Annotated in this window: 19 protein-coding genes and 2 tRNA genes; 6 read left to right on the top strand and 15 right to left on the bottom strand. The window is 60.5% G+C overall.

Translation table 11 applies throughout. The features are described 5' to 3' along the window. Positions 1 to 51: 51 nt before the first annotated feature. Both ANI01nite_RS08635 and ANI01nite_RS08630 read right to left on the bottom strand, forming a co-directional pair. The gene (locus ANI01nite_RS08635; RefSeq protein ID WP_052253503.1) at positions 52 to 1677 is read right to left on the bottom strand and encodes a monocarboxylic acid transporter; all 1626 of its coding nucleotides are present in this window, start codon (positions 1675 to 1677) and stop codon (positions 52 to 54) included. Further along, positions 1678 to 2022, bottom strand: a complete 345-nt coding sequence (locus ANI01nite_RS08630; protein WP_038989711.1) for a DUF485 domain-containing protein — start codon at positions 2020 to 2022, stop codon at positions 1678 to 1680. Between the two features lie 197 nt (positions 2023 to 2219). On the opposite strand from ANI01nite_RS08630, the gene ANI01nite_RS08625 reads away from it, so the two are divergent. The 4 genes from ANI01nite_RS08625 to ANI01nite_RS08610 are packed head-to-tail and all read left to right on the top strand — an operon-like array spanning position 2220 to position 6040. Continuing rightward, entirely contained in the window at positions 2220 to 3401 is a 1182-nt protein-coding gene (locus ANI01nite_RS08625; protein WP_073706732.1) for a sensor histidine kinase, read from the top strand. A gap of 29 nt (positions 3402 to 3430) precedes the next feature. After that, a complete protein-coding gene (locus ANI01nite_RS08620; protein WP_038989713.1) occupies positions 3431 to 4147 on the top strand; it encodes a LytR/AlgR family response regulator transcription factor in 717 nt (238 codons plus the stop codon). Positions 4148 to 4164: 17 nt separating this feature from the next. Further along, a complete protein-coding gene (locus tag ANI01nite_RS08615; RefSeq protein ID WP_052253504.1) occupies positions 4165 to 4572 on the top strand; it encodes a hypothetical protein in 408 nt (135 codons plus the stop codon). Further along, a complete protein-coding gene (locus tag ANI01nite_RS08610; protein ID WP_369826770.1) occupies positions 4565 to 6040 on the top strand; it encodes a sodium/solute symporter in 1476 nt (491 codons plus the stop codon). The genes ANI01nite_RS08615 and ANI01nite_RS08610 overlap by 8 nt, the downstream gene beginning before the upstream one ends. Here ANI01nite_RS08610 and ANI01nite_RS08605 read toward each other — a convergent pair. Further along, positions 6037 to 6987, bottom strand: coding sequence for a DMT family transporter (locus tag ANI01nite_RS08605; RefSeq protein ID WP_141357419.1), 951 nt, complete (start codon positions 6985 to 6987; stop codon positions 6037 to 6039). The two genes, ANI01nite_RS08610 and ANI01nite_RS08605, sit on opposite strands and share 4 nt — an antisense overlap. A gap of 39 nt (positions 6988 to 7026) precedes the next feature. Between ANI01nite_RS08605 and ANI01nite_RS08600 the strand changes: the two genes are divergently transcribed. Then, positions 7027 to 7530 (top strand): MarR family winged helix-turn-helix transcriptional regulator, encoded by a 504-nt coding sequence (locus ANI01nite_RS08600; protein WP_141357417.1) that lies wholly within the window; start codon positions 7027 to 7029, stop codon positions 7528 to 7530. Between the two features lie 103 nt (positions 7531 to 7633). Here the strand turns inward: ANI01nite_RS08600 and ANI01nite_RS08595 are convergent, their stop codons facing one another. From ANI01nite_RS08595 to rpsB, 6 genes are all read right to left on the bottom strand, one after another. After that, positions 7634 to 8206, bottom strand: coding sequence for a DivIVA domain-containing protein (locus ANI01nite_RS08595; RefSeq protein ID WP_038989718.1), 573 nt, complete (start codon positions 8204 to 8206; stop codon positions 7634 to 7636). A gap of 161 nt (positions 8207 to 8367) precedes the next feature. Then, positions 8368 to 9912, bottom strand: a complete 1545-nt coding sequence (locus tag ANI01nite_RS08590) for a phosphatidate cytidylyltransferase (RefSeq protein WP_255314471.1) — start codon at positions 9910 to 9912, stop codon at positions 8368 to 8370. Further along, positions 9912 to 10469, bottom strand: coding sequence for a ribosome recycling factor (frr, locus tag ANI01nite_RS08585; RefSeq protein WP_038989719.1), 558 nt, complete (start codon positions 10467 to 10469; stop codon positions 9912 to 9914). The genes ANI01nite_RS08590 and frr overlap by 1 nt, the downstream gene beginning before the upstream one ends. Before the next feature lie 78 nt (positions 10470 to 10547). Continuing rightward, positions 10548 to 11270 (bottom strand): UMP kinase, encoded by a 723-nt coding sequence (pyrH, locus tag ANI01nite_RS08580; protein ID WP_038989720.1) that lies wholly within the window; start codon positions 11268 to 11270, stop codon positions 10548 to 10550. A gap of 203 nt (positions 11271 to 11473) precedes the next feature. Further along, positions 11474 to 12310 (bottom strand): translation elongation factor Ts, encoded by an 837-nt coding sequence (gene tsf, locus ANI01nite_RS08575; RefSeq protein ID WP_141357415.1) that lies wholly within the window; start codon positions 12308 to 12310, stop codon positions 11474 to 11476. A gap of 145 nt (positions 12311 to 12455) precedes the next feature. Further along, complete coding sequence (rpsB, locus tag ANI01nite_RS08570) at positions 12456 to 13280, bottom strand: 30S ribosomal protein S2 (RefSeq protein ID WP_038989721.1); 825 nt, start codon at positions 13278 to 13280, stop codon at positions 12456 to 12458. 396 nt (positions 13281 to 13676) lie between these two features. On the opposite strand from rpsB, the gene ANI01nite_RS08565 reads away from it, so the two are divergent. Further along, the gene (locus ANI01nite_RS08565) at positions 13677 to 14210 is read left to right on the top strand and encodes a M23 family metallopeptidase (protein ID WP_141357413.1); all 534 of its coding nucleotides are present in this window, start codon (positions 13677 to 13679) and stop codon (positions 14208 to 14210) included. Between the two features lie 165 nt (positions 14211 to 14375). Here the strand turns inward: ANI01nite_RS08565 and ANI01nite_RS08560 are convergent. The 6 genes from ANI01nite_RS08560 to ANI01nite_RS08535 all read right to left on the bottom strand — a co-directional run bounded on the left by ANI01nite_RS08560 (position 14376) and on the right by ANI01nite_RS08535 (position 19198). Continuing rightward, positions 14376 to 14452, bottom strand: a tRNA-Ile gene (locus ANI01nite_RS08560). Between the two features lie 99 nt (positions 14453 to 14551). Continuing rightward, a complete protein-coding gene (locus ANI01nite_RS08555; protein WP_038989723.1) occupies positions 14552 to 15739 on the bottom strand; it encodes a glycosyltransferase in 1188 nt (395 codons plus the stop codon). 54 nt (positions 15740 to 15793) lie between these two features. After that, positions 15794 to 16705 carry a DMT family transporter gene (locus tag ANI01nite_RS08550; protein ID WP_066139382.1) on the bottom strand — a complete coding sequence of 304 codons (912 nt, stop codon included), beginning with the start codon at positions 16703 to 16705 and terminating at the stop codon, positions 15794 to 15796. Positions 16706 to 16791: 86 nt separating this feature from the next. Continuing rightward, positions 16792 to 17637: a phage holin family protein gene (locus ANI01nite_RS08545; RefSeq protein WP_052253506.1), complete on the bottom strand. Its 846-nt coding sequence runs from the start codon at positions 17635 to 17637 to the stop codon at positions 16792 to 16794. 272 nt (positions 17638 to 17909) lie between these two features. Next, positions 17910 to 17985, bottom strand: a tRNA-Asn gene (locus ANI01nite_RS08540). 139 nt (positions 17986 to 18124) lie between these two features. Continuing rightward, positions 18125 to 19198: a glycosyltransferase family 4 protein gene (locus ANI01nite_RS08535; RefSeq protein WP_038989725.1), complete on the bottom strand. Its 1074-nt coding sequence runs from the start codon at positions 19196 to 19198 to the stop codon at positions 18125 to 18127. Between the last annotated feature and the right edge of the window lie 3 nt (positions 19199 to 19201).

The raw sequence follows: 19201 nt of genomic DNA, 5'->3' as shown, positions 1-19201 counted from the left end.
CTGCTGGCTGGTTCCCGGAACTCTGCTTTTGCGCTTTGCCGCTATTCCCGGCTAGTGGTCGACAGCCTTTTCAGCACCGACACCGGTCAGCGAACGGACTTCCATTTCCGCCTGCTTGGTGATGTCCTCGACACCCTTATCGGTGACCGAGCCCAGCCAGCCCAGGAAGAAGGCCAATGGAATCGAGACGATGCCCGGGTTGGCCAGCGGGAAGATCGCCATGTCGATGCTCGGGATCATCGAGGTTTCCGAACCGGAGAAGACCGGCGAGATGATGATCAGGAGCAGGGCCGAGCCGAGGCCGCCGTACATGGACCAGACTGCACCGCGGGTCTTGAAGCCCTTCCAGAACAGCGAGTACAGGATGGTCGGCAGGTTTGCCGAGGCTGCCACCGCGAAGGCCAGTGCTACCAGGAAGGCCACGTTCTGGCCCTGGGCGCCGATGCCGCCGGCGATGGCGAAGACGCCGATCACCAGAACCGTGCGGCGAGCCACCTTCATTTCCTTCTCCGGGGTGGACTTGCCCTTGGCGATCACCGAGGCGTACACATCGTGGGCGAAGGAAGCGGCTGCGGTGATGGTCAGGCCGGCAACCACCGCGAGGATGGTTGCGAAGGCCACCGCGGAGATCAGGCCCAGCAGGACGGTGCCGCCCAGTTCGTAGGCCAGCAGCGGTGCCGCCGAGTTCACGCCACCGGGAGCCGCCTGGATCCGCTCCGGGCCGATCAGCGCGCCGGCACCGAAGCCCAGCACCAGGGTGAACAGGTAGAAGGCGCCGATCAGCCAGATGGCCCAGACCACCGACTTGCGGGCTTCCTTGGCGGTAGGAACGGTGTAGAAGCGCATCAGCACGTGCGGCAGGCCTGCGGTGCCCAGCACCAGGGCCAGTGCCAGCGAGATGAAGTCCAGCTTGGAGGTTTCCGAAACGCCGTACTTCATGCCCGGGTTCAGGATCTCCGGGTTGCCGGCCACTTCAGCTGCCTTGCCCAGCAGTTCGGAGAAGTTGAAGCCGAACAGGGCCAGCGTCCACACGGTCATGATCAGCGCGCCGGCAATCAGCAGGCAGGCCTTGATGATCTGCACCCAGGTGGTGCCCTTCATGCCGCCTACCAGCACGTAGAGGATCATCAGTGCGCCAACGATGACGATCACCAGAGACTGGCCGAACTTCTCGTCGATGCCCAGCAGCAGGGATACCAGCGCACCTGCGCCAGCCATCTGCGCCAGCAGGTAGAAGACGCACACCGCGAGGGTGGAGATCGCCGCAGCGATGCGCACCGGGCGCTGCTTGAGGCGGAAGGACAGCACGTCGGCCATGGTGAACTTGCCGGTGTTGCGCAGCAGCTCTGCGACCAGGAGCAAGGCAACCAGCCAGGCGACCAGGAAGCCGATCGAGTAGAGGAAGCCGTCGTAGCCCTGGATGGCGATAGCGCCGACAATGCCCAGGAAGGATGCCGCCGAGAGGTAGTCGCCAGCAATGGCGGTGCCGTTCTGCGTTCCGCTGAAGGAGCGGCCGCCGGCGTAGTAGTCGGCTGCGGTCTTGTTGTTCTTGGAGGCACGGAGCACGATCACCAAGGTGACGCCCACGAAGGCCAGGAAGATGGCGATATTGACCAGGGGGTTGCCGACCTGGGTCGACTCGCCTGCGGCCTGGGCCAGGATGCTGAGCTGGTTCATTTAGTTCACTCCCTCGCGCTCAAGGCGCTCACGGATCTTGGTTGCCTTCGGGTCGAGCTTCTTATTCGAGAAGCTGACGTAGGCAGCGGTGATCGCGAATGTCGACACGAACTGCAGCAACCCGAGAACAATACCCATGTTGATATTGCCGAGGACCTTGATGGACATGAAGTCATGGAAGTAGTCGGCCAGCAGCACATAGGCGAAATACCAGACGAGGAAGAAGATGGCCATCGGGAAGACGAAGCTGCGGTGGGTCTTGCGCAGTTCCTGGAATTCCTCGGATTGGCTCTCCTTGACGAAATCAACGCCGGCAGAGACGTCGTGTTCCGGGTTGGCACTCATGATGCCCTCCTTGAGCGAGTTGGTGATGTGACTGAGCGCACATCGCTTGTGTGACTAAGTTCACTATTGGGGATTAATCCTTTGGCGACTAGGGGGCCTGTGCCGCTCGTGGCTCAACGGACTGCTTTCTGCGCCCAACGGCGCACCTTGGCGCGCTGAACGGTCAACGGATTTCGCGGGGCCCTAAGATGGGGTACATGTCTCCAGCACTGCAAGTCACCCTGATCGTCGCCATCGTGCTGGTCGGAATCGCCCTTGTCGGCTACTTCGGTTTCAAGATCTCCCGCTCCACCCGGGAAATGGGCACCGACGTCGAAGAAGCCACCTACAAGACGCTGCACCACATGTCGGTTGCGGTCCCCCATTTGGAACGCGGCCTGACCGAGGACGGAGCGGCGAAAAGCGCCAAGGCGCTGCGCCGGCTGCTGAACTGCCAGGTGCTGCTGATCTCCGACACCACCCACGTGCTGGCCACCGATGCCGGTGCCGATTTCACTGCGGAGCATGAAGAGACAGCAGCCAACGTTTCGAAAAGCGCGCTGGCGACCGGCAAGACCCAGGTAGAGCGCTCTTCCGGCATGGACTTCGTTTCAGCACCCATCACCGTAGGAGATCTGAGTGTCGGGACCGTGACGGCCCTGTCGCGCAGGGCAGGCGCCAGCTTTGTGCGGGCCGTCTCCGAGGTGGCAGTCTTCGTTTCGGCGCAAGTCTCCACCGCGCAGCTGGATGAGTCCAAGGCCATGCTGCTCGAAGCGCAGATGCGGGCCTTGCGCGCCCAGATCTCCCCGCACTTCATCTACAACTCGCTGAATGCGATCGCCTCGTTCATCAACACTGATCCTGCCCGCGCCCGCGAGCTGGTCATCGAATTCGCGGACTTCACCCGCTACTCCTTCCGCCGCCGCGGCGAATTCACCACCCTGGCCGAAGAGCTGGAAGCCATCGACCGCTACCTGCTGCTGGAAAAGGCCCGCTTCGGCGAGCGCATCAAGGTCTCCCTGCAGATCGCCCCCGAGGTGCTGCCCACGCAAATTCCGTTCCTGGCCCTGCAGCCGCTGGTTGAAAATGCCGTGCGCCATGGCCTGGAAGCACGTCCAGATGGCGGAGTCATCTCCATTACCGCCACCGAGGACGGAATGCACGCGCTGATCAGCGTGGAAGATGATGGCATGGGCATGGATCCCGAGCAGCTGGCCAGCGTGCTGGCCGGCGACACCCCGAATATGCATGTGGGCCTGCGCAACGTGGACCTGCGCATGCGCCAGCTCTACGGCAATTCAAATGGTCTGGTCATCGAGACCGCGCCGGGGGCAGGAACACTGATCACCTTGCGCGTCCCGAAGTTCCGTCCGCCCAGCGCCATTGCGTCGGATGTTTAGATAATCCCGATAAACGGTAGAATTTTCGCATGATTAACGTGGTGGTTGCCGATGATGAACTTCCAGCGGTAGAAGAGATCGCTTTTCTGCTCAGCCAGGATTCCCGCATCGGGAAAATTCACCGCGCCACCTCGGGTGCCGCGGCGCTGAAGGCGCTGGAGGAAAATGCGGTCGACGCGCTGTTCCTGGATATCCACATGCCTGCGTTGTCAGGCCTGGATATCGCCCGCGTCATCTCCCGCTTCGCCAATCCCCCGCTCATCGTCTTTGTCACTGCCGATGAGGACCAGGCACTGCAGGCCTTCGAATTGGCCGCCATCGACTACGTGCTCAAGCCCATTCGCCCGCAGCGCCTGGCCGAATCCGTGCGCCGCATCTGCGAACTGGTGGAAGATACCCCTGCCAAGCCGGAAATGATCACGGTGGACCAGGGCGGCATCACCAAGCTGATTCCCCGCTCGGACATCGCCTATGTCCAGGCGCAGGGCGACTATGCACGATTGCACACCAAGGATTCGAGCTACCTCATCCGGGTTCCGCTCAACGATCTGGAGCAGCAGTGGGGCGAGTCCGGCTTCGTTCGGATCCACCGCTCCTACCTGGTGTGCATGGACAAGATCGAGACCGTGCGCCTGCAAACCGGCAAGGCCGCCGTGGTGGTCAACAGCACCGAGCTTCCCATTTCCCGTCGCGCATTGCCCTACCTGCGTGAGCGCCTGGCCGCCAATCGCGTCCGCCCGCTGTAGGAAGCAGCTGTCCTTCCGTGGAACAGATTCCCCAAGACAGCAGCCGGCAAGAGCCCCCAACGCCCGGACGATTCGCTGAACAGCGTCCGCAACGTGTGCGCGTGCAGGCTCCGCAAGACGCCTCCTTGACAGTCTCCCCTGCCCGCCCCGAGCACACGGCAGAAGAGTTCTATGTTCGCCAGCTGATCCGTTCCCAGCTGCGGCTGGCCTGCGCCGTGGCTGCGGGCCTGCTGGCGCTGCTGGTCGGCATCAGCGCGCTGCTCGTCTTCTGGCCGGTCTTCGAGGACATCCGCCTGCTCGGCCTGCCGCTGCCTTGGTGGGTTTTGGGCATCGGGATGTATCCGCTGATCATCGTGGCTGGAATGCTCTATAACAGGGCCGCCGAGCGCAATGAAGAACGGTATCGGAGCATCAGCCGTGGCTAGCTTGCTGTCAGTTTCATCCTTGGTGCTGGTCTGCCTGACGACCATGCTGATTGCCTTCCATGGCTTGCGCCTGTCCCGCACTACGTCCGACTTCTACGTCGCTTCGCGCACCGTGCGCCCGTGGTGGAATGCCTCGGCGATTGGCGGCGAGTACCTTTCGGCGGCGTCGTTCCTGGGTGTTGCCGGGCTGATTGTGCTCTCGGGGCAATCGGGGTTGTGGTTCCCCATCGGCTACACGGCCGGCTACTTGATGCTGCTGCTGTTCGTTGCAGCTCCCCTGCGGCGTTCCCGGGCCTACACCATTCCGGACTTTGCGCAGATCCGCTTTGAAGGCTCCCCGATGTTGCGCAAGCTCACCACCTATCTGGTGGTGGTGATCTGCTGGCTGTATATCGTTCCGCAGATGCACGGAGCAGCCCTGACCCTCTCCATTGCCACCGGATTCCCCAGCTGGGTCGGTCCGGTCATTGTCGCGGCGGTGGTCTGCGTGACGGTGCTGTCCGGCGGGATGCGTTCGGTGACCTTCGTCCAGGCATTCCAATACTGGTTCAAGCTGGCTGCCCTGGTCATCCCCACGATCTTCTTGCTGGGGCGCGCCATCCCAGAGCATTCGTCCTCCGGCCATGCGCAGGCCCTGTACGCGCAGCTGGAGTCCGCGAATGCGATGAATCTCTACGAGACGGTCTCCATCATCTTGGCGCTGCTCTTCGGCACCCTGGGCTTGCCACATGTGCTGGTGCGCTTCTACACGAACCCCACCGGCCAGGCAGCGCGTACCACCACGGTGATTGTGCTGTGCTTGCTCTCGGCCTTCTACCTGTTGCCCACGACGTTGGGTGTCCTGGGCTTGCTGTACACCCCGGAGCTCGGGGCCACCAATGAAACAGATGCCACCATCCTGTTGCTGCCCTCACGCCTTTTCGAAGGATTCCTGGGTGACGCGCTGACCGCAATCGTGGTCGGCGGCGCCTTCGCGGCATTCCTGTCCACCACCTCCGGGTTGGTGGTATCCCTCGCTGGCGCTCTGTCGCAGGAATTCTTTTCCGGCACCGTGCGCGGATTCAGGATCTCTACCGTTCTGGCTACCGCACTGCCGGTCTTGATTGCGGTGGTGACCAATTCCTTGGCCTTGGCCGGTGCCATTGGCAACGTCTTCGCTTTCACTGCATCGACGATCTGCCCGCTGCTGCTACTAGGCATCTGGTGGCGTTCGCTGACCGCGCGAGGTGCGATTGCCGGCCTGCTGGCCGGCGGCATTTCCTGCGGGCTGTCCTTGATGATCGGCACCTTCCTGCCCCAGGAAGACGAGATCTGGATCCATCTCTTGCGCCAGCCCGCGGCGTGGAGCGTTCCGCTGGCCTTCCTGGTGATGATCTTCGTTTCGCGCAGTACCAAGCGCAGCGTGCCAGCCAACGTTGAACGCGTCATGGCCCTGCTCCATGTCCCGGACTGGCGGGCGAAGTTCTAGCAGCCCTTCACCGCTTGCCCGGCAGGCGCGTCGCGGCTCGGCAACTCTGGTTCGGGAAGCGGTTTGCGCCGGGAGCCGTTGGCCAGCCCCAGCAGGACCCCGCCGAGCACCATGCCCATCCCCAAAATGCTTTGAAGCCCAAGGCTTTCGACTGCCAGCAGGGTTCCGAGCAGGACGCCGGTGACTGGATTGAGCAGGCCGATAAGGCCCACGGACGATGCTGTCAGTTGGCGCAGCCCGGTGAACCAGGCGAGGTATGCGGCCGCGGTAGCGACGAGGCTGACATATCCGAAGCCCGCCGCCGCCTGGATACCAAGCTGAGGCGGCGCTCCATGCACGAGCAGCGCGAAGGGCACCAGGACTGCCCCTCCGGCCACCAGCTGCCAGGCCGTGACCCGGACAATCGGCAGCCCTTGCGACCACCGCTTGGTCAAGATGAATCCGGCACTTGAGCAGAGCATCGCGACCAAGGACGAGATGATGCCCCGGATATCGATGCCGCCCTGCGCATCGAAGACCATGACGGCCACGCCGATGAATCCCATGAGCGCTCCGATCATCGGCCAGCGTGCAGGTCGCTCGCCGAGCATGAGCCAGGCGAACAGCATGAGCACACCGGCGGAACTCGCCATGGTCGTCGCAGCGACACCCGATGGCAGCAGTTGCGCCACCACGTAGACCAGAGCGAAGAAGGCGCCGATGTTCAGGATGCCCAGGACCGCGGATTTCCACCACCAGCTGCCGTGCGGCAGTTTCCTGGATATCGCCAGCAACACCAGGCCTGCGGGCAACGCGCGGATCGCCGCACCCCAGAGCGCCGAGTCTTCCGGAAGGAATTCCCTGGTGACGTAGTAGTTGGACCCCCACGCGATCGGGGCAATCGCGGTCAGCGCAACCCATCCGAATGTCCGCAGCCGAATTCCGGCAGAAGCTAAAGTATCTTCCATGGAAGATACTTTAGCTTCCTTGGAAGATACGATAAAGGGATGCAGCACAATGACCATGTCTCGCGCATCCAGCAGCAGTGGGCCGAACAGCGTCCGGATCTCGACACCGCTCCGCAGGGAATTATCGGACGGCTTCACCGGCTGGCCAATTACCTCACTGAAGAGCTCTGTGCGGTGTATGCAGAACACGGGCTGACCGAAGCCGAATTCGATGTGCTGGCAACCTTGCGGCGGGCAGGCGAACCGTTCTCCCTGACTCCCGGCGAACTTGCCTTGCAGACGATGGTGACCACCGGAGCCATGACCAAGCGGCTGGACAAGCTCGTAGGCATTGGCTGGGTCACCCGGACCCAGTCCGGTGAAGACCGTCGAGGACGCCTGATCTCCTTGACTGCCACCGGCAAAGAGAAAATCGACGAAGCCTTTGCCGCCCACATGCGCAACGAAAAGCGCCTCGTGGAACAGCTCTCCCCCGCCGACCGTCCGGTGCTGGAGAACATGCTGCGCGACTGGTTGGCCCACCACGAACAGCCAGGCCTCTAAGCTGTCCGGTTCTTCCCTCTATGAATGCAAAAAGCCGCGGACGGCAACGGGAGAGAATTTCCCGCTGCCGACCGCGACATGGCTTTGGAGCCGGTGGCGGCGACTAGTCGATCGAAGCCATCAGCTCGACTACACGGTCGAGGAACGCATCGACCTGCGACTCCTCGTAGCCATCGGTGCCCTGCGCAGAACGGAATTCCACGCGGCGCACGGTGTCAACGGCCATCGGCACGTCGTTCTCGAAGTAGTCGATGAGCTGATCGCACAGGCGATCGACGTCCTCGATGTTGTAGCTCGACGCGTTGGAACGCGAGGGACGGCGGAAACGCTCGCCCTTGGCACGGTGCAAGCGGCCACGCAGGATCGCGGCCAGGCGGCCAACCTGCTGCAGCCAAACCTCTTCGCCCTGATGGGCAATCAAGTCATCACGCTCGCGCTTGGCAAAGACATCTTCCAAGCGGTCCAGCGCGCCATCGACTTCGCGGGCCTGGTACCCGCCCTTCTGCGGTGCAAAAGTGGTGCGGCGGATCAGGTGGCTGGTGACCACACTGTCGTCGTTTCCTCCACCGTTGAAGGTGGCACGGGCACGGCTCAGGAACGCATCAACTTGCTTTGCGTTGTAGCCGAATTCCGAGTCCGGTACGCGGGAAAACGGAGCATCTTGCTGCTGCGACACGACAGTTCCTTTTTCTCTAGGGAGATATCCGTTGGGCACCGCACTCAGGCGGTACCCCTCATATTCTATTGGCTTGTGCCGATAGTTGGCCTGATGGCCACACCAGCGAGTGCATTCCGGTAGCGGATCACACCCGCTGGCGTCGCGGGCCGGGGACGCGGTCAGAAGACTGCGACACTCCACGCCAGCACATGTGAAATCACGTAACCCAGCGGAATGACGAACAGTACCGAGTCCAAGCGGTCCATGATTCCGCCATGGCCCGGAAGCAGGTTGCTCATGTCCTTGATGCCCAGTTCGCGCTTGACCATGGATTCCGAGAAGTCGCCGGTAGTCGCTGCAATGGTGGTGAAGAACGCCAGGATGACACCCGTCCACCATGGCATGTCCATCCAGAAGTGCATTGCGCATGCGCCGATGGCCATGGAACCGAGCATTGATCCGGCAAAGCCTTCCCATGACTTCTTCGGCGAAATCTTCGGCGCCATCGGATGCTTGCCGATCAGTACGCCCACGATGTAGCCGAAGGTGTCATTGGCGACCGCAAGCAGCAGCAACGTGGCGATGAGCCACTGGCCATTGACCGAATCGAGAATGAGCAGAGCAAAGGACAGCAGCAGCGGCACCCAGCTGATGATGAACACGCTGCTCATCACCGAGGCCACCGCTCCCTTGGCGCCATCCATCAGCCTGAAAAGCAAAGCGATCAGGATGCAGGCAATATAGCTGAACCCGAGTGCCTCTACCCCGCCCCAGATGGCACTGGCCGGCAACAAGATCGAAGACAGGTACAACGGCAATTGCGGTACCGCTGTCTTGGCATGGGTAGTAGCCCTGGCCACCTCCCAGCAGCCAATGCAGCTGAGCGCGATCAGCGCGATGACCAACAACGGGTGGAACCACAGCAGGCCAACCAGCACGACTCCGAGCAACAGCACGCCGACGCCGATGGCCGCTGGCAGATTGCGCCCTGCACGCGACTTCTTCGGTTCCGGGGTTCCGATCAGCAGCTCGGCAGGGATATCTGCTTCTTCCGCGTCGGGTTTCCCGGTCTCGGCAAGATCCGTGGAATCGGATACCGGCGGAGCAGGCAGCTTGCTGTCTGCGGGCGAGGGATTCTGCGCCGCAGATGCGGCTTCCGGTGTGGCTGTTTCTGCCTTCTCCGGCTTGTCATCTTCGGCCGCGGGGTCCGGAACCGTCTTGTCGTTTCCGGGTGCCGCCGGCTGTGCAGGCTTCGCTGGTTCTGCCTGCATGGCAGGTGCCTGCGCCTCAGCTTTCACCGGCTTGGACAGGTCGGCCTTGAAAGCGGCTTTGGCGCGCTCTTTCGCTTGCCCGGTATCAGCCTTGGCGGTATCAGCCTTGCCGGTCGATTCCACGGCTGCCTGGCTGCCAGCCGCAGCTGGTTGAGGGGTCGGCAATGCGGCATCTTTTCCGGCATCCGGTTTCACTGCTGATACCGGCGTTGGCATGGCCGGTGGAGCGGGTACCGCAGTGGCAGGTGCAGGCTTGACCGGTTCCTGGATTCCAGTGGCAGGTTCTGGAGCTTCCTTTGCCCCGCGGTTTTTCATGAAACCGCGTTTCTTCCCCTCGGCGGCGGCTTCGCGCCGCGCGCGAGCTTCACGTCGGGTCAGGGGCTGGGATTCTCCGGATGCCACTGAGGGCACCGCCGAAGCGTTGCCCTCAGTGTTGTCTGTCGAGCCTGGCATTAGACTTCCAGCAGCTCTGCTTCTTTTTTCTTCAAGATCTCATCGACTGCGTCAACGTGCTTCTTGGTCAGCGCGTCGAGGTCCTTTTCTGCACGGGTACCCTCGTCCTCGCCAATTTCGCCGTCCTTGACGAACTTGTCGATGGAATCCTTGGCCTTGCGGCGGTGATTGCGCAGTGCAACGCGAGCGTCCTCGCCCTTGGCCTTGGCCAGCTTGACGTATTCCTTGCGGCGCTCTTCGGTCAGCACCGGAAGGACAACGCGGATCATCTTGCCGTCCGAGGATGGGTTGGCGCCAACTTCTGGATCGCCCAGAGCCTTTTCGATTTCGCGCAAAGCGGTCACATCGAATGGGGTGATGGTGATGGTGCGTGCTTCTGGCACTGCGAAGGAAGCCAGCTGCTGCAGCGGGGTTGGGGAACCGTAGTAGTCCACCATGACCTTCGAGTACATGCCTGGGTGGGCACGACCGGTACGGATCGTCGCGAAGTCCTCCTTGGCGGCCTCAATGGTGCGTTCCATCTTTTCGGCGGTATCCGCCAGCGTTTCCTCAATCACCGGTACTCCTCAAGTACTTCATCTGTGTTTCCGCTACGGGAAATTAAATCTACTTCAATCCTAAGCCACGATCACCGATTAGACGGTGACGGTGGTGCCAATCCGCTCGCCGCGAATTGCCGCGGCCACATTTCCTTCGCCTTCCATGCCGAAGACCAGCATGTCCAGCTTGTTGTCCTTGCACATGGTCATGGCGGTCTGGTCCATCACGCGGATGTTCTTGACCAGGGCGTCGCTGTAGGTCAGGGTATCCAGCTTGGTGGCGGTTGGGTCGGTCTTCGGGTCGGCAGTGTATACGCCGTCCACCCCCGACTTGGCCATCAGGACTTCGTCAGCATCGACTTCCAGGGCACGCTGCGCGGCCACGGTATCGGTGGAGAAGTACGGCAAGCCGGCGCCGGCGCCGAAGATGACAACGCGGTCCTTCTCCATGTGGCGGATGGCACGGCGCGGAATGTAGTTTTCGGCGACCTGGGCCATGGCGATGGCCGACTGGACGCGGGTTTCAACACCGCACTGCTCCAGGAAGTCCTGCAGCGCCAGGCAGTTCATGACGGTGCCGAGCATGCCCATGTAGTCCGCGCGCGAGCGGTCCATGCCGGAAGCGGAGAGTTCCGCGCCACGGAAGAAATTGCCGCCGCCAACCACGATTGCCACCTCGACCTCGCCAACGGTCTGGGCGATCTGCTGGGCGATGCCGCGAACGGTATCTGGGTCAACGCCGATCTTGCCGCCGCCGAATACTTCGCCGGAGAGCTTGAGCAGTACGCGGCGTCGTTTGGTTTCTGGGGTGCTTGGCATGAGGTGTCTTACTCCTGGAGGTCGGAATCAAGCTGGGGGTTCTACGTCCCAGATCCCAAGCTATCGTGAGATCCGGGCTCAAGAAAAGGGAGGCGAGTCACCGAGTTTTCTCTCGGTGCCCACCTCCCTTTGATCTTGTGCGCTCAGGTTGCCCCGAACGCGGTTCGCTTAATGCGTATGGCTACTGCTTAGAGCTGCAAAGCCTAGGCGCCAACGCGGAAGCGTGCGAAAGCAACTGGCTTGGTGCCAGCTTCTTCGAAGACCTGGCCAACGGACTTCTTTGCGTCCTTGGCGAAAGCCTGGTCAACCAGGACGATTTCCTTGAAGAAACCGGTCAGGCGGCCTTCAACGATCTTGGTGAGTGCAGCTTCTGGCTTGCCCTCTGCGCGAGCGGTTTCGTCAGCGATGCGGCGCTCGTCGGCAACCTTGTCAGCTGGAACCTCTTCGCGGGACAGGTAGGTAGGAGCCATCGCAGCGGTGTGCACTGCAACGTCGTGCGCGACGGTTGCGGCAGCTTCGCTGTCAGCGTCAACAGCCATCAGGACGCCAACCTGGGCTGGCAGGTCCTTGCTGGTCTTGTGCAGGTACGAAGCAACCTTGGCACCCTCGATGCGTGCAACACGGCGTACGACAACCTTCTCGCCGAGGATTGCGCCCTCTTCGATGACGGTGTCGCCAACGGTCTTGCCATCCAGCTCGTAAGCCAGCAGTGCTTCTGCATCTGCAGCGCCGGAAGCCACAGCGGCATCCAGAACCTTGTTGGACAGTGCGATGAACTTGTCGTTCTTCGCTACGAAGTCGGTCTCGCAGTTGATCTCGATCATCACGCCGACGTTGCCCTCAACCTTGGCAGCAACCAGGCCTTCAGCAGTCGAACGGCCTTCGCGCTTGGTAGCGCCCTTCAGGCCCTTGACACGGATGATCTCGATGGCCTTCTCGGCGTCGCCGTTGGCCTCGTCCAGTGCCTTCTTAACGTCCATCATGCCGGCGCCAGTGCGCTCGCGCAGTGCCTTGATATCAGCAGCGGTGTAGTTTGCCACGTGCAATCCCATTCAGCTAGGAGTTTCAAGTTTATTTTGCTTATGGGACGGGTCGGATTTCCGGCCCGTCCCACAAGACTTGGTGAAGTTCACCTCGAGCTACACGCTAGTGCGCCCAGGCAAACTTCTGGAGTCACGGAGGTGACTACTTGGCTTCTGGAGCCTCGGTTGCAGCGTCTGCAGCTGGAGCTTCGGCCTTGGCCTTCTCGCCCTCAAGCAGTTCGCGCTCCCACTCAGCCATTGGCTCAGCAGCACCCTCGGTCTTGCCGGCAGCCTTGTTGTTCTTGGCGATGAGGCCTTCGGCCACAGCGTCAGCAACAACGCGGGTCAGCAGGTTGACGGAGCGGATTGCGTCGTCGTTGCCTGGGATTGGGTAGGTAACCTCGTCTGGATCGCAGTTGGTGTCCAGGATGGCCACAACTGGGATGCCCAGCTTCTGGGCTTCGTCGATAGCCAAGTGTTCCTTCTTGGTGTCAACGATCCAGATAGCGGAAGGGGTGCGGGTCAGGTTGCGGATACCACCGAGGTTGTTCTGCAGCTTGGTCAGCTCGCGCTTCAGCAGCAGCAGTTCCTTCTTGGTGTGGCCCGAGCCGGCAACGTCCTCGAAGTTGATCTCTTCCAGTTCCTTCATGCGCTGAACGCGCTTGGAAACGGTCTGGAAGTTGGTCAGCATACCGCCGAGCCAACGCTGGTTGACGTATGGCTGGCCAACGCGGTTAGCCTGCTCGGCAATGGCTTCCTGAGCCTGCTTCTTGGTACCGACGAACAGTACGGTGCCGCCGTGGGCAACGGTCTGCTTCACGAACTCGTAAGCGCGGTCGATGAACGACAGCGACTGCTGCAGGTCGATGATGTAGATGCCGTTGCGCTCGGTGAAGATGAAGCGCTTCATCTTTGGGTTCCAGCGACGGGTCTGGTGGCCGAAGTGGACGCCGCTGTCAAGCAGCTCTCGCATGGTTACGACTGGCATGTCGCAACTCCTTTCAGCAGTGGCGGACCGGGCGCGCGTGCGCCCGCGGTAACTGCTCTTGGTTGTTCGGGTTGATGCAGATAGCCATTGTGGATATCCGCCCTGGCATGAGTACTGATTGATGCTTGGCATCTCGACTTCGGTCCACCGATTCTCTCGGACCACTGGAACCTCAGGCCACAGCCGATTTAGCTGTGAATACTCATACGCGAAGTCAATCTCCTGCCCGATGCACCCAATTTTGGACACACCTGTGACAGGACACTGCTGCTTCAAGTGTACTACAGAGAACCCCTTGCCCCGCACCGCGGTTTCGGTGATGTGCAGCCCATTGCCTTGCCCACAATCCGTTCCCCTGGTTGCCCATGATCCATGTTCCGGGGACACCTTGGAAAGATGAAAATCAAGTATCTCTTCGCAGGATTGCAGGTTCTGCTGCTGGCCTTCAGCTTTCCTCCGGCCGCGCCCACGGACGCCGAGCCGCAGCAAGTCCAGGTACCTGCCGCATTTGCCGCCACCAATGGCTGGCGCTGGCCGCTGGCTGGCGAACCGGCAATTCTGGTGCCCTTCGACAAACCGGAGAAAAATTGGCTTCCCGGGCACCGAGGCGTGGACTTGGCAGCCAGCGCTGGTGATGCCGTTTTCGCACCGCAGCGCGGCCGGGTCTCGTTTGCTTCAGTGATCGTGGACCGGCCTGTGCTGGTTATCGACCACGGTTCCGGGTTCAAGACCAGCATCGAACCGGTTTCCGCTGAAGTCTCGGTGGGCGACTGGGTGGAGGCCGGCACCAAGGTGGGCCAGGCAGCAACCGGGGCGCATTGCTCTGGCCGTTGCATCCACTGGGGTGTGCGCCTCGATGGAGAATATATCGACCCGGTATTGCTGATCCGCGACATGCGTCCATCGATTCTCTTGCCGTTGAACGAATGACGCGGCATCTCCCGAGGACGGCACGAACCGGATCATCATCCGGCTCCAATGCACTTCTTCACACACCCGTGCATCCAGCGGGATCCAGCTGTGCACTGGAGCGGAACCGGGAACAAGAAAATCGTCCAGCAACTCATTTTTCAGTAGCTGCTGGACGATCTGCCTTGGTAGGGAGTGACGGACTTGAACCGACGACCAAGGGATTATGAGTCCCCTGCTCTAACCAACTGAGCTAACTCCCCACATGGGTTCATCGCCGAAGCGGTGCAACCACACTCGAAATATTCTAGGGCATCACTAGCCGAAACACCGATTTGGCGCACCCAATGATGACATTCCGGCTAGTGGGTGGTCACTTCTTGGCCCCGGTAGAGGGCTTCGAAGGAGTTCATCGTCTTTTCCTGCGCGTGGTTCTTCACCTTTTCGTGCCCAGCTTCACCCATCTTGGCGCGGCGCTGCTCGTCCAAGGCCAGAACCTGGTCCAGCTTGTTGGCCAGATCCTGTCGATCACCCGGCGTGAACATATAGCCATTGACGCCTTCATCCACCAGATGCGGCAGCGCCATCGCGTTGGCCAGGACCACTGGCTTGGACGCCGAAAGCGCCTCAAGGGTCACCAATGACTGCAGCTCGGCGGTGCCTGGCTGGCAGAATACGTCGCAACGCAGGTAGGCCTGGCGCAATTGCTCGTCACTGACGTGTCCCAGGAAACGGACGCGGTCTCGGATCTGCAAATCATCTGCGATCTTCTCCAGATGGGCGCGCTGCTCTCCGCCTCCGACGATCTCGATGATGGCGTCAGGCACCTTGCTCATCAGAGGCAAAGCCTCGATCAGTTCGTTGATGTTCTTTTCCACCGCGAGGCGGCCCGCGAACAAGATCGTAGGGAACTCATTGCGGATGATTTCTTCCCCGTCCGCCAGCTCGTAGTTGCCGATCTCAATGCCATTGGACAGCGGGAGCACGTGATTCAGTTTGGCCCGTTCGCGCATGGCCTTGGCGGCCAGCGGAGTGGGGGTCGTGACGGTATCCGCACGGCCAAAGATCTTCCCCATGTCTTTCCACGAATTGTGCGCGACAATTCGCTTGAACCATTGCGGGAACGGCAGGAATGGGTCCAGGTTTTCCGGCATGAAGTGGTTCGTCGCGATGGAGCGAACGTTGTTCTTCCGCGCCCATGCGATGGTGCGCTGGCCAATCATGTAGTGGCTCTGGGCGTGGACCACGTCGGGCTTGATATCCGAGAGCAGCTTGCTGATCTGCTTATTGACTTCCCACGGGAACACGATGCGGAAGTATTCATGGGTCGGTACCGAGTGCGATTCCAAGCGATGGACAATAGCCTCATCGCGGATTTCCGTATAGGTCTTTCCCTTGTCGCCACGGGCTGCCAACACGTGCACCCGGTGGCCTCGCGCATGCATCGCCGTAGCCAACCGGTAGCAAAACATCGCTGCTCCGTTAACGTCTGGCGGATAAGTGTCAGCAGCAATGACGATGGTCAGCGGTTTTTCCTTGGCCACGGGCATCCTTCGGCGTTCACACGCGTTGTAGTTTTTGATAGAGAAATTTGCAGCTTCAGTCTATTTGGAATCAGGCATGGATTTTTCGCCTTCGGTCTTGTTCCGGCGTTCGATCACGTCGGGGTGGTGCCTGGACAGCGCGGTCACGCCGACGATAGCCAAACCGGCAGCCACCAGCATCAGCACGGTGACAAGTACCGGGACATCGGGACGCAGCTCTCCGAGGATGCTGATTCCTATGGCAATGCCAATGATCGGATCGATCACGGTCAACCCTGCGATGACGAGGTCTGGAGGCCCTTTTGAGTAGGCCTTTTGCACAAAGTACGAGCCGAGCAACCCGGCGACTGCCACCGATAGTCCAGCCAGCCACGGCAGTTGGAAAAAGCTGCTGTCGCCGATATTCAATACGGCGATGGCAATGGTTCGCACCAGCACGGCAACGAATCCGAAAAGCACACCGGCGCCGAGGATGAAGAAGAACGCGCCAAGCTTCTTGTGGAAGAAGATGGTGGCCAATCCCACGATGGCGACGACTACCGCCAGGATCATTTCAATCAGGTGGGCTTCGGTTTCAGTCACTTCTTGGTTGCCGCTGGTGGCCGTGACTGCCAGCAGCACGAACCCAACCGAACCAACCATGCAGCTGATGATCGCCAGTACGGTGGGACGGTTCATCGTCAGGTCGGTTTCCTTGGCATTGACCATAGCGGTGATCACCAGTGCAATGGCGCCGATCGGCTGTACCACTGTCAGCGGTGCGCTGGCCAGGGCGAAGACGTTCAAGGCCATGCCCAGGGCCATGAGGCCCAAACCGCTCATCCAGCGTTTATTGCTGGCCAGCTTGCCGACATTCTTAAGCGTCAGATCCAGCCCGCCGACTGCGTTGCGTACTGCCTGCGATTGGAAGTGCGCGCCAAAGGCAAGGCAAAAGGCACTGCATAGTGCCGCTGCGATAGCGATCCAAACCATGTCAGTGCCTTTCTAGCCTAAGTTTTCAAATGACGGGGCTGGTGCACGCGTATTAAGGCCGATGCACGGCCCCGTCGGCGAAAGACCTAGGAGCGCTTGAACAATGCCCGGATAACAGCGACCAGTGCCAGCCCGGAGCCTGCCATCACGATATATGGACGTGCCTGTTCAGCGCGGTGCGAGCCGGCTCTGTCAGCCTCCGATTGGTCTTCGGAAGACGAAGACGAGGAAGGGCGGACAAATCCCTTGGCCTTGGCCGCTGCCCCGGCAAACTTTTCTCCAGCACCGTGGGTGAAGGAACGCACCTTGTCGATCTTGGCCAGCGGAGCCTGCACGCTTTCGCCCAGGTTGTCACGCAGTGCCTGGATCTGGCGGCGGCGACGCTTGGTGCGAAGGACCAGCTCATCGGCGCTCGGTGCCGGCGGCTTCGGTTCCTTCTTCTTGTCTGCGGACTCATCATCCTCAGCCGACTTCTTCTTCAGCGGCTCGTCAAGAGTGCTGACATCGAAGGCGCTGCCATCCTTGAGCACGCCAAAATCGTGGCGGAGTCCGCGAATAGCTGCTTCCGGCTTCAGCGGCAGTGCCTTCTTGACCTTTGAATATCCGACCAATCCCAAGATGGCGGCAATCAGCAAGAAGAAACCTGCAACGATCAATGCGGCGGCCCAACCTGGCAGCCAAAGAGCCAACACGTTGACCAGGGTTACTACTACGGCAATGACGAAGAGCAGCACTACGAGCAGTGCGGCGCCTGCAAGCGCCGCGGCCATGCCAATGCTGATTCCCTTGCCCTTGAGCACGGTGGTCGCAAGCTTGATCTCGTCCGAGAGCTGTTGTGGAACAAGCTCCTTGAGTCCATCAACCTGCGCCTTAGCACTCTTGACACTCGACTTAAGGCTTTCGTCAGCTTGCGTCGATTCAGCTTCAGACATGGTTTCTCCATATTCTCGATCGCTCAGCAACCGGTACAACAAACGCTAACACCCCGGTTGCCGCATACGACTCAGTCTTCAGGCGTAAAACCCACTGCTTTATCTCATGCTGTGGGTGTAACTGGTAACGATTCGAAAGTCTATCGTCTAATCACCTGTGGTTATAGGAGATTCAGGCGTTGCCGGGTTTTCACTTCAATTTTGCGCACCGGCACCACTGTTTTCGGGTAAAGCAAAACCTCCCAGTTGCTGGTGCAACTGGGAGGTTTTCTTGGCTCCTCCAACTGGACTTGAACCAGTAACCCTTCGATTAACAGTCGAATGCTCTGCCAATTGAGCTATGGAGGAATGCAACGAGTAATACTTTAGCACTGGCCAAGTCCGGTTTTCAAATCGGCAGCTCCTCATGCGGAGCACACGTTCCCTTCCCCGATTTTCCGCCATTATTCGCGTGCGACAAGGTGCTCAACCGCCGCTGCGAAGCAAATTACTTTCTGTGATCTGCCGCATACCTGGCCAGCTCCAGCAGCTGCTGCGCCGACTGCTCCCATGAGTAGTGGGCGGCTCGTTCCACAGCCCGTTGCGAATATTCTTTCCAGGCTCCGGGCTCATCCAGGGTGCGTACTTGGTCCGCGAAACCCTGCGCATCATCTGCCGACGCATACAGCGCGGCGTCTTCTGCGACTTCCCGGAAGATCGGCATGTCGGTGGCAATCACCGGAGTTCCCATGCTCATGGCTTCAACCAGTGGCAGGCCGTAGCCTTCTTCGCGCGAAAGGGTGACCAAAGCCGTGCACTCGCTGAGCAACCGTTCGTATTCCTCATCGCTGACTCCCCGGTGGAATACCACAGTGGCACCTGAAGGAATGAGCTTGGTTAATTCGGCATGACGCTGTTCGCTGATCCCGCTGAGCAGATGCAGCTCATAGTCGGGCAGATGCGCCATACCTCGGATGAGCGTCTCGGCATTCTTGTATTCCATGAAAGAGCCCATATAGATCAGGGTCTTCCTTGGCCGCTTCGCCTGGTCCCGGCGTGCAAAGTTTCCCGTCGGTGCGTTGGAGACCAAGCCAATATGCTTCTTGGTCAATCGATGCTTGCGCATCAGCTTGGCGGTGGTGTTGGAGACGGTAGCTACCGCGTCGGCACGATTCAGCAGCATTCTTTGCGGCCAGTAGACCTGGTGGAACAGGAACCACCCGGCACGGATCGGCAGGGGCAGGAATTTCGGCGCGTGCGGATGCGAGTAGTAGATCAAATCATGCAGGGTCAGGATCACGGGATATTTTCGCCCCACGGTCCCCATGGTTTGCATGGGCGAAAACACGACATCAGGGTTGAGCTTATTGACCTGCAAGGCCACGAACGGTTCGAACACACTGGTGGGTCCGGAAATCTTCAAATACGGGACATCTGGAAGCATACCCAGTTGCCTGGTGTCGTTGACCAGCATCGTGACGTCGGCAACTTTGCTGGCGGCTTCGATCAACCCAGCGGTGTACCGGCTGATGCCGTCGTGGTGGGTGATGCGGGTGTATCGAGCGTCGATAACGAGTTTCACGTG

Origin of the sequence: Glutamicibacter nicotianae, from assembly GCF_006539525.1 — a bacterium.
GTDB classification, from domain to species: Bacteria; Actinomycetota; Actinomycetes; order Actinomycetales; family Micrococcaceae; genus Glutamicibacter; species Glutamicibacter nicotianae.
Note: the sequence above shows the minus strand (reverse complement) of the source record. Positions and strands in the feature narration are given on the sequence as shown.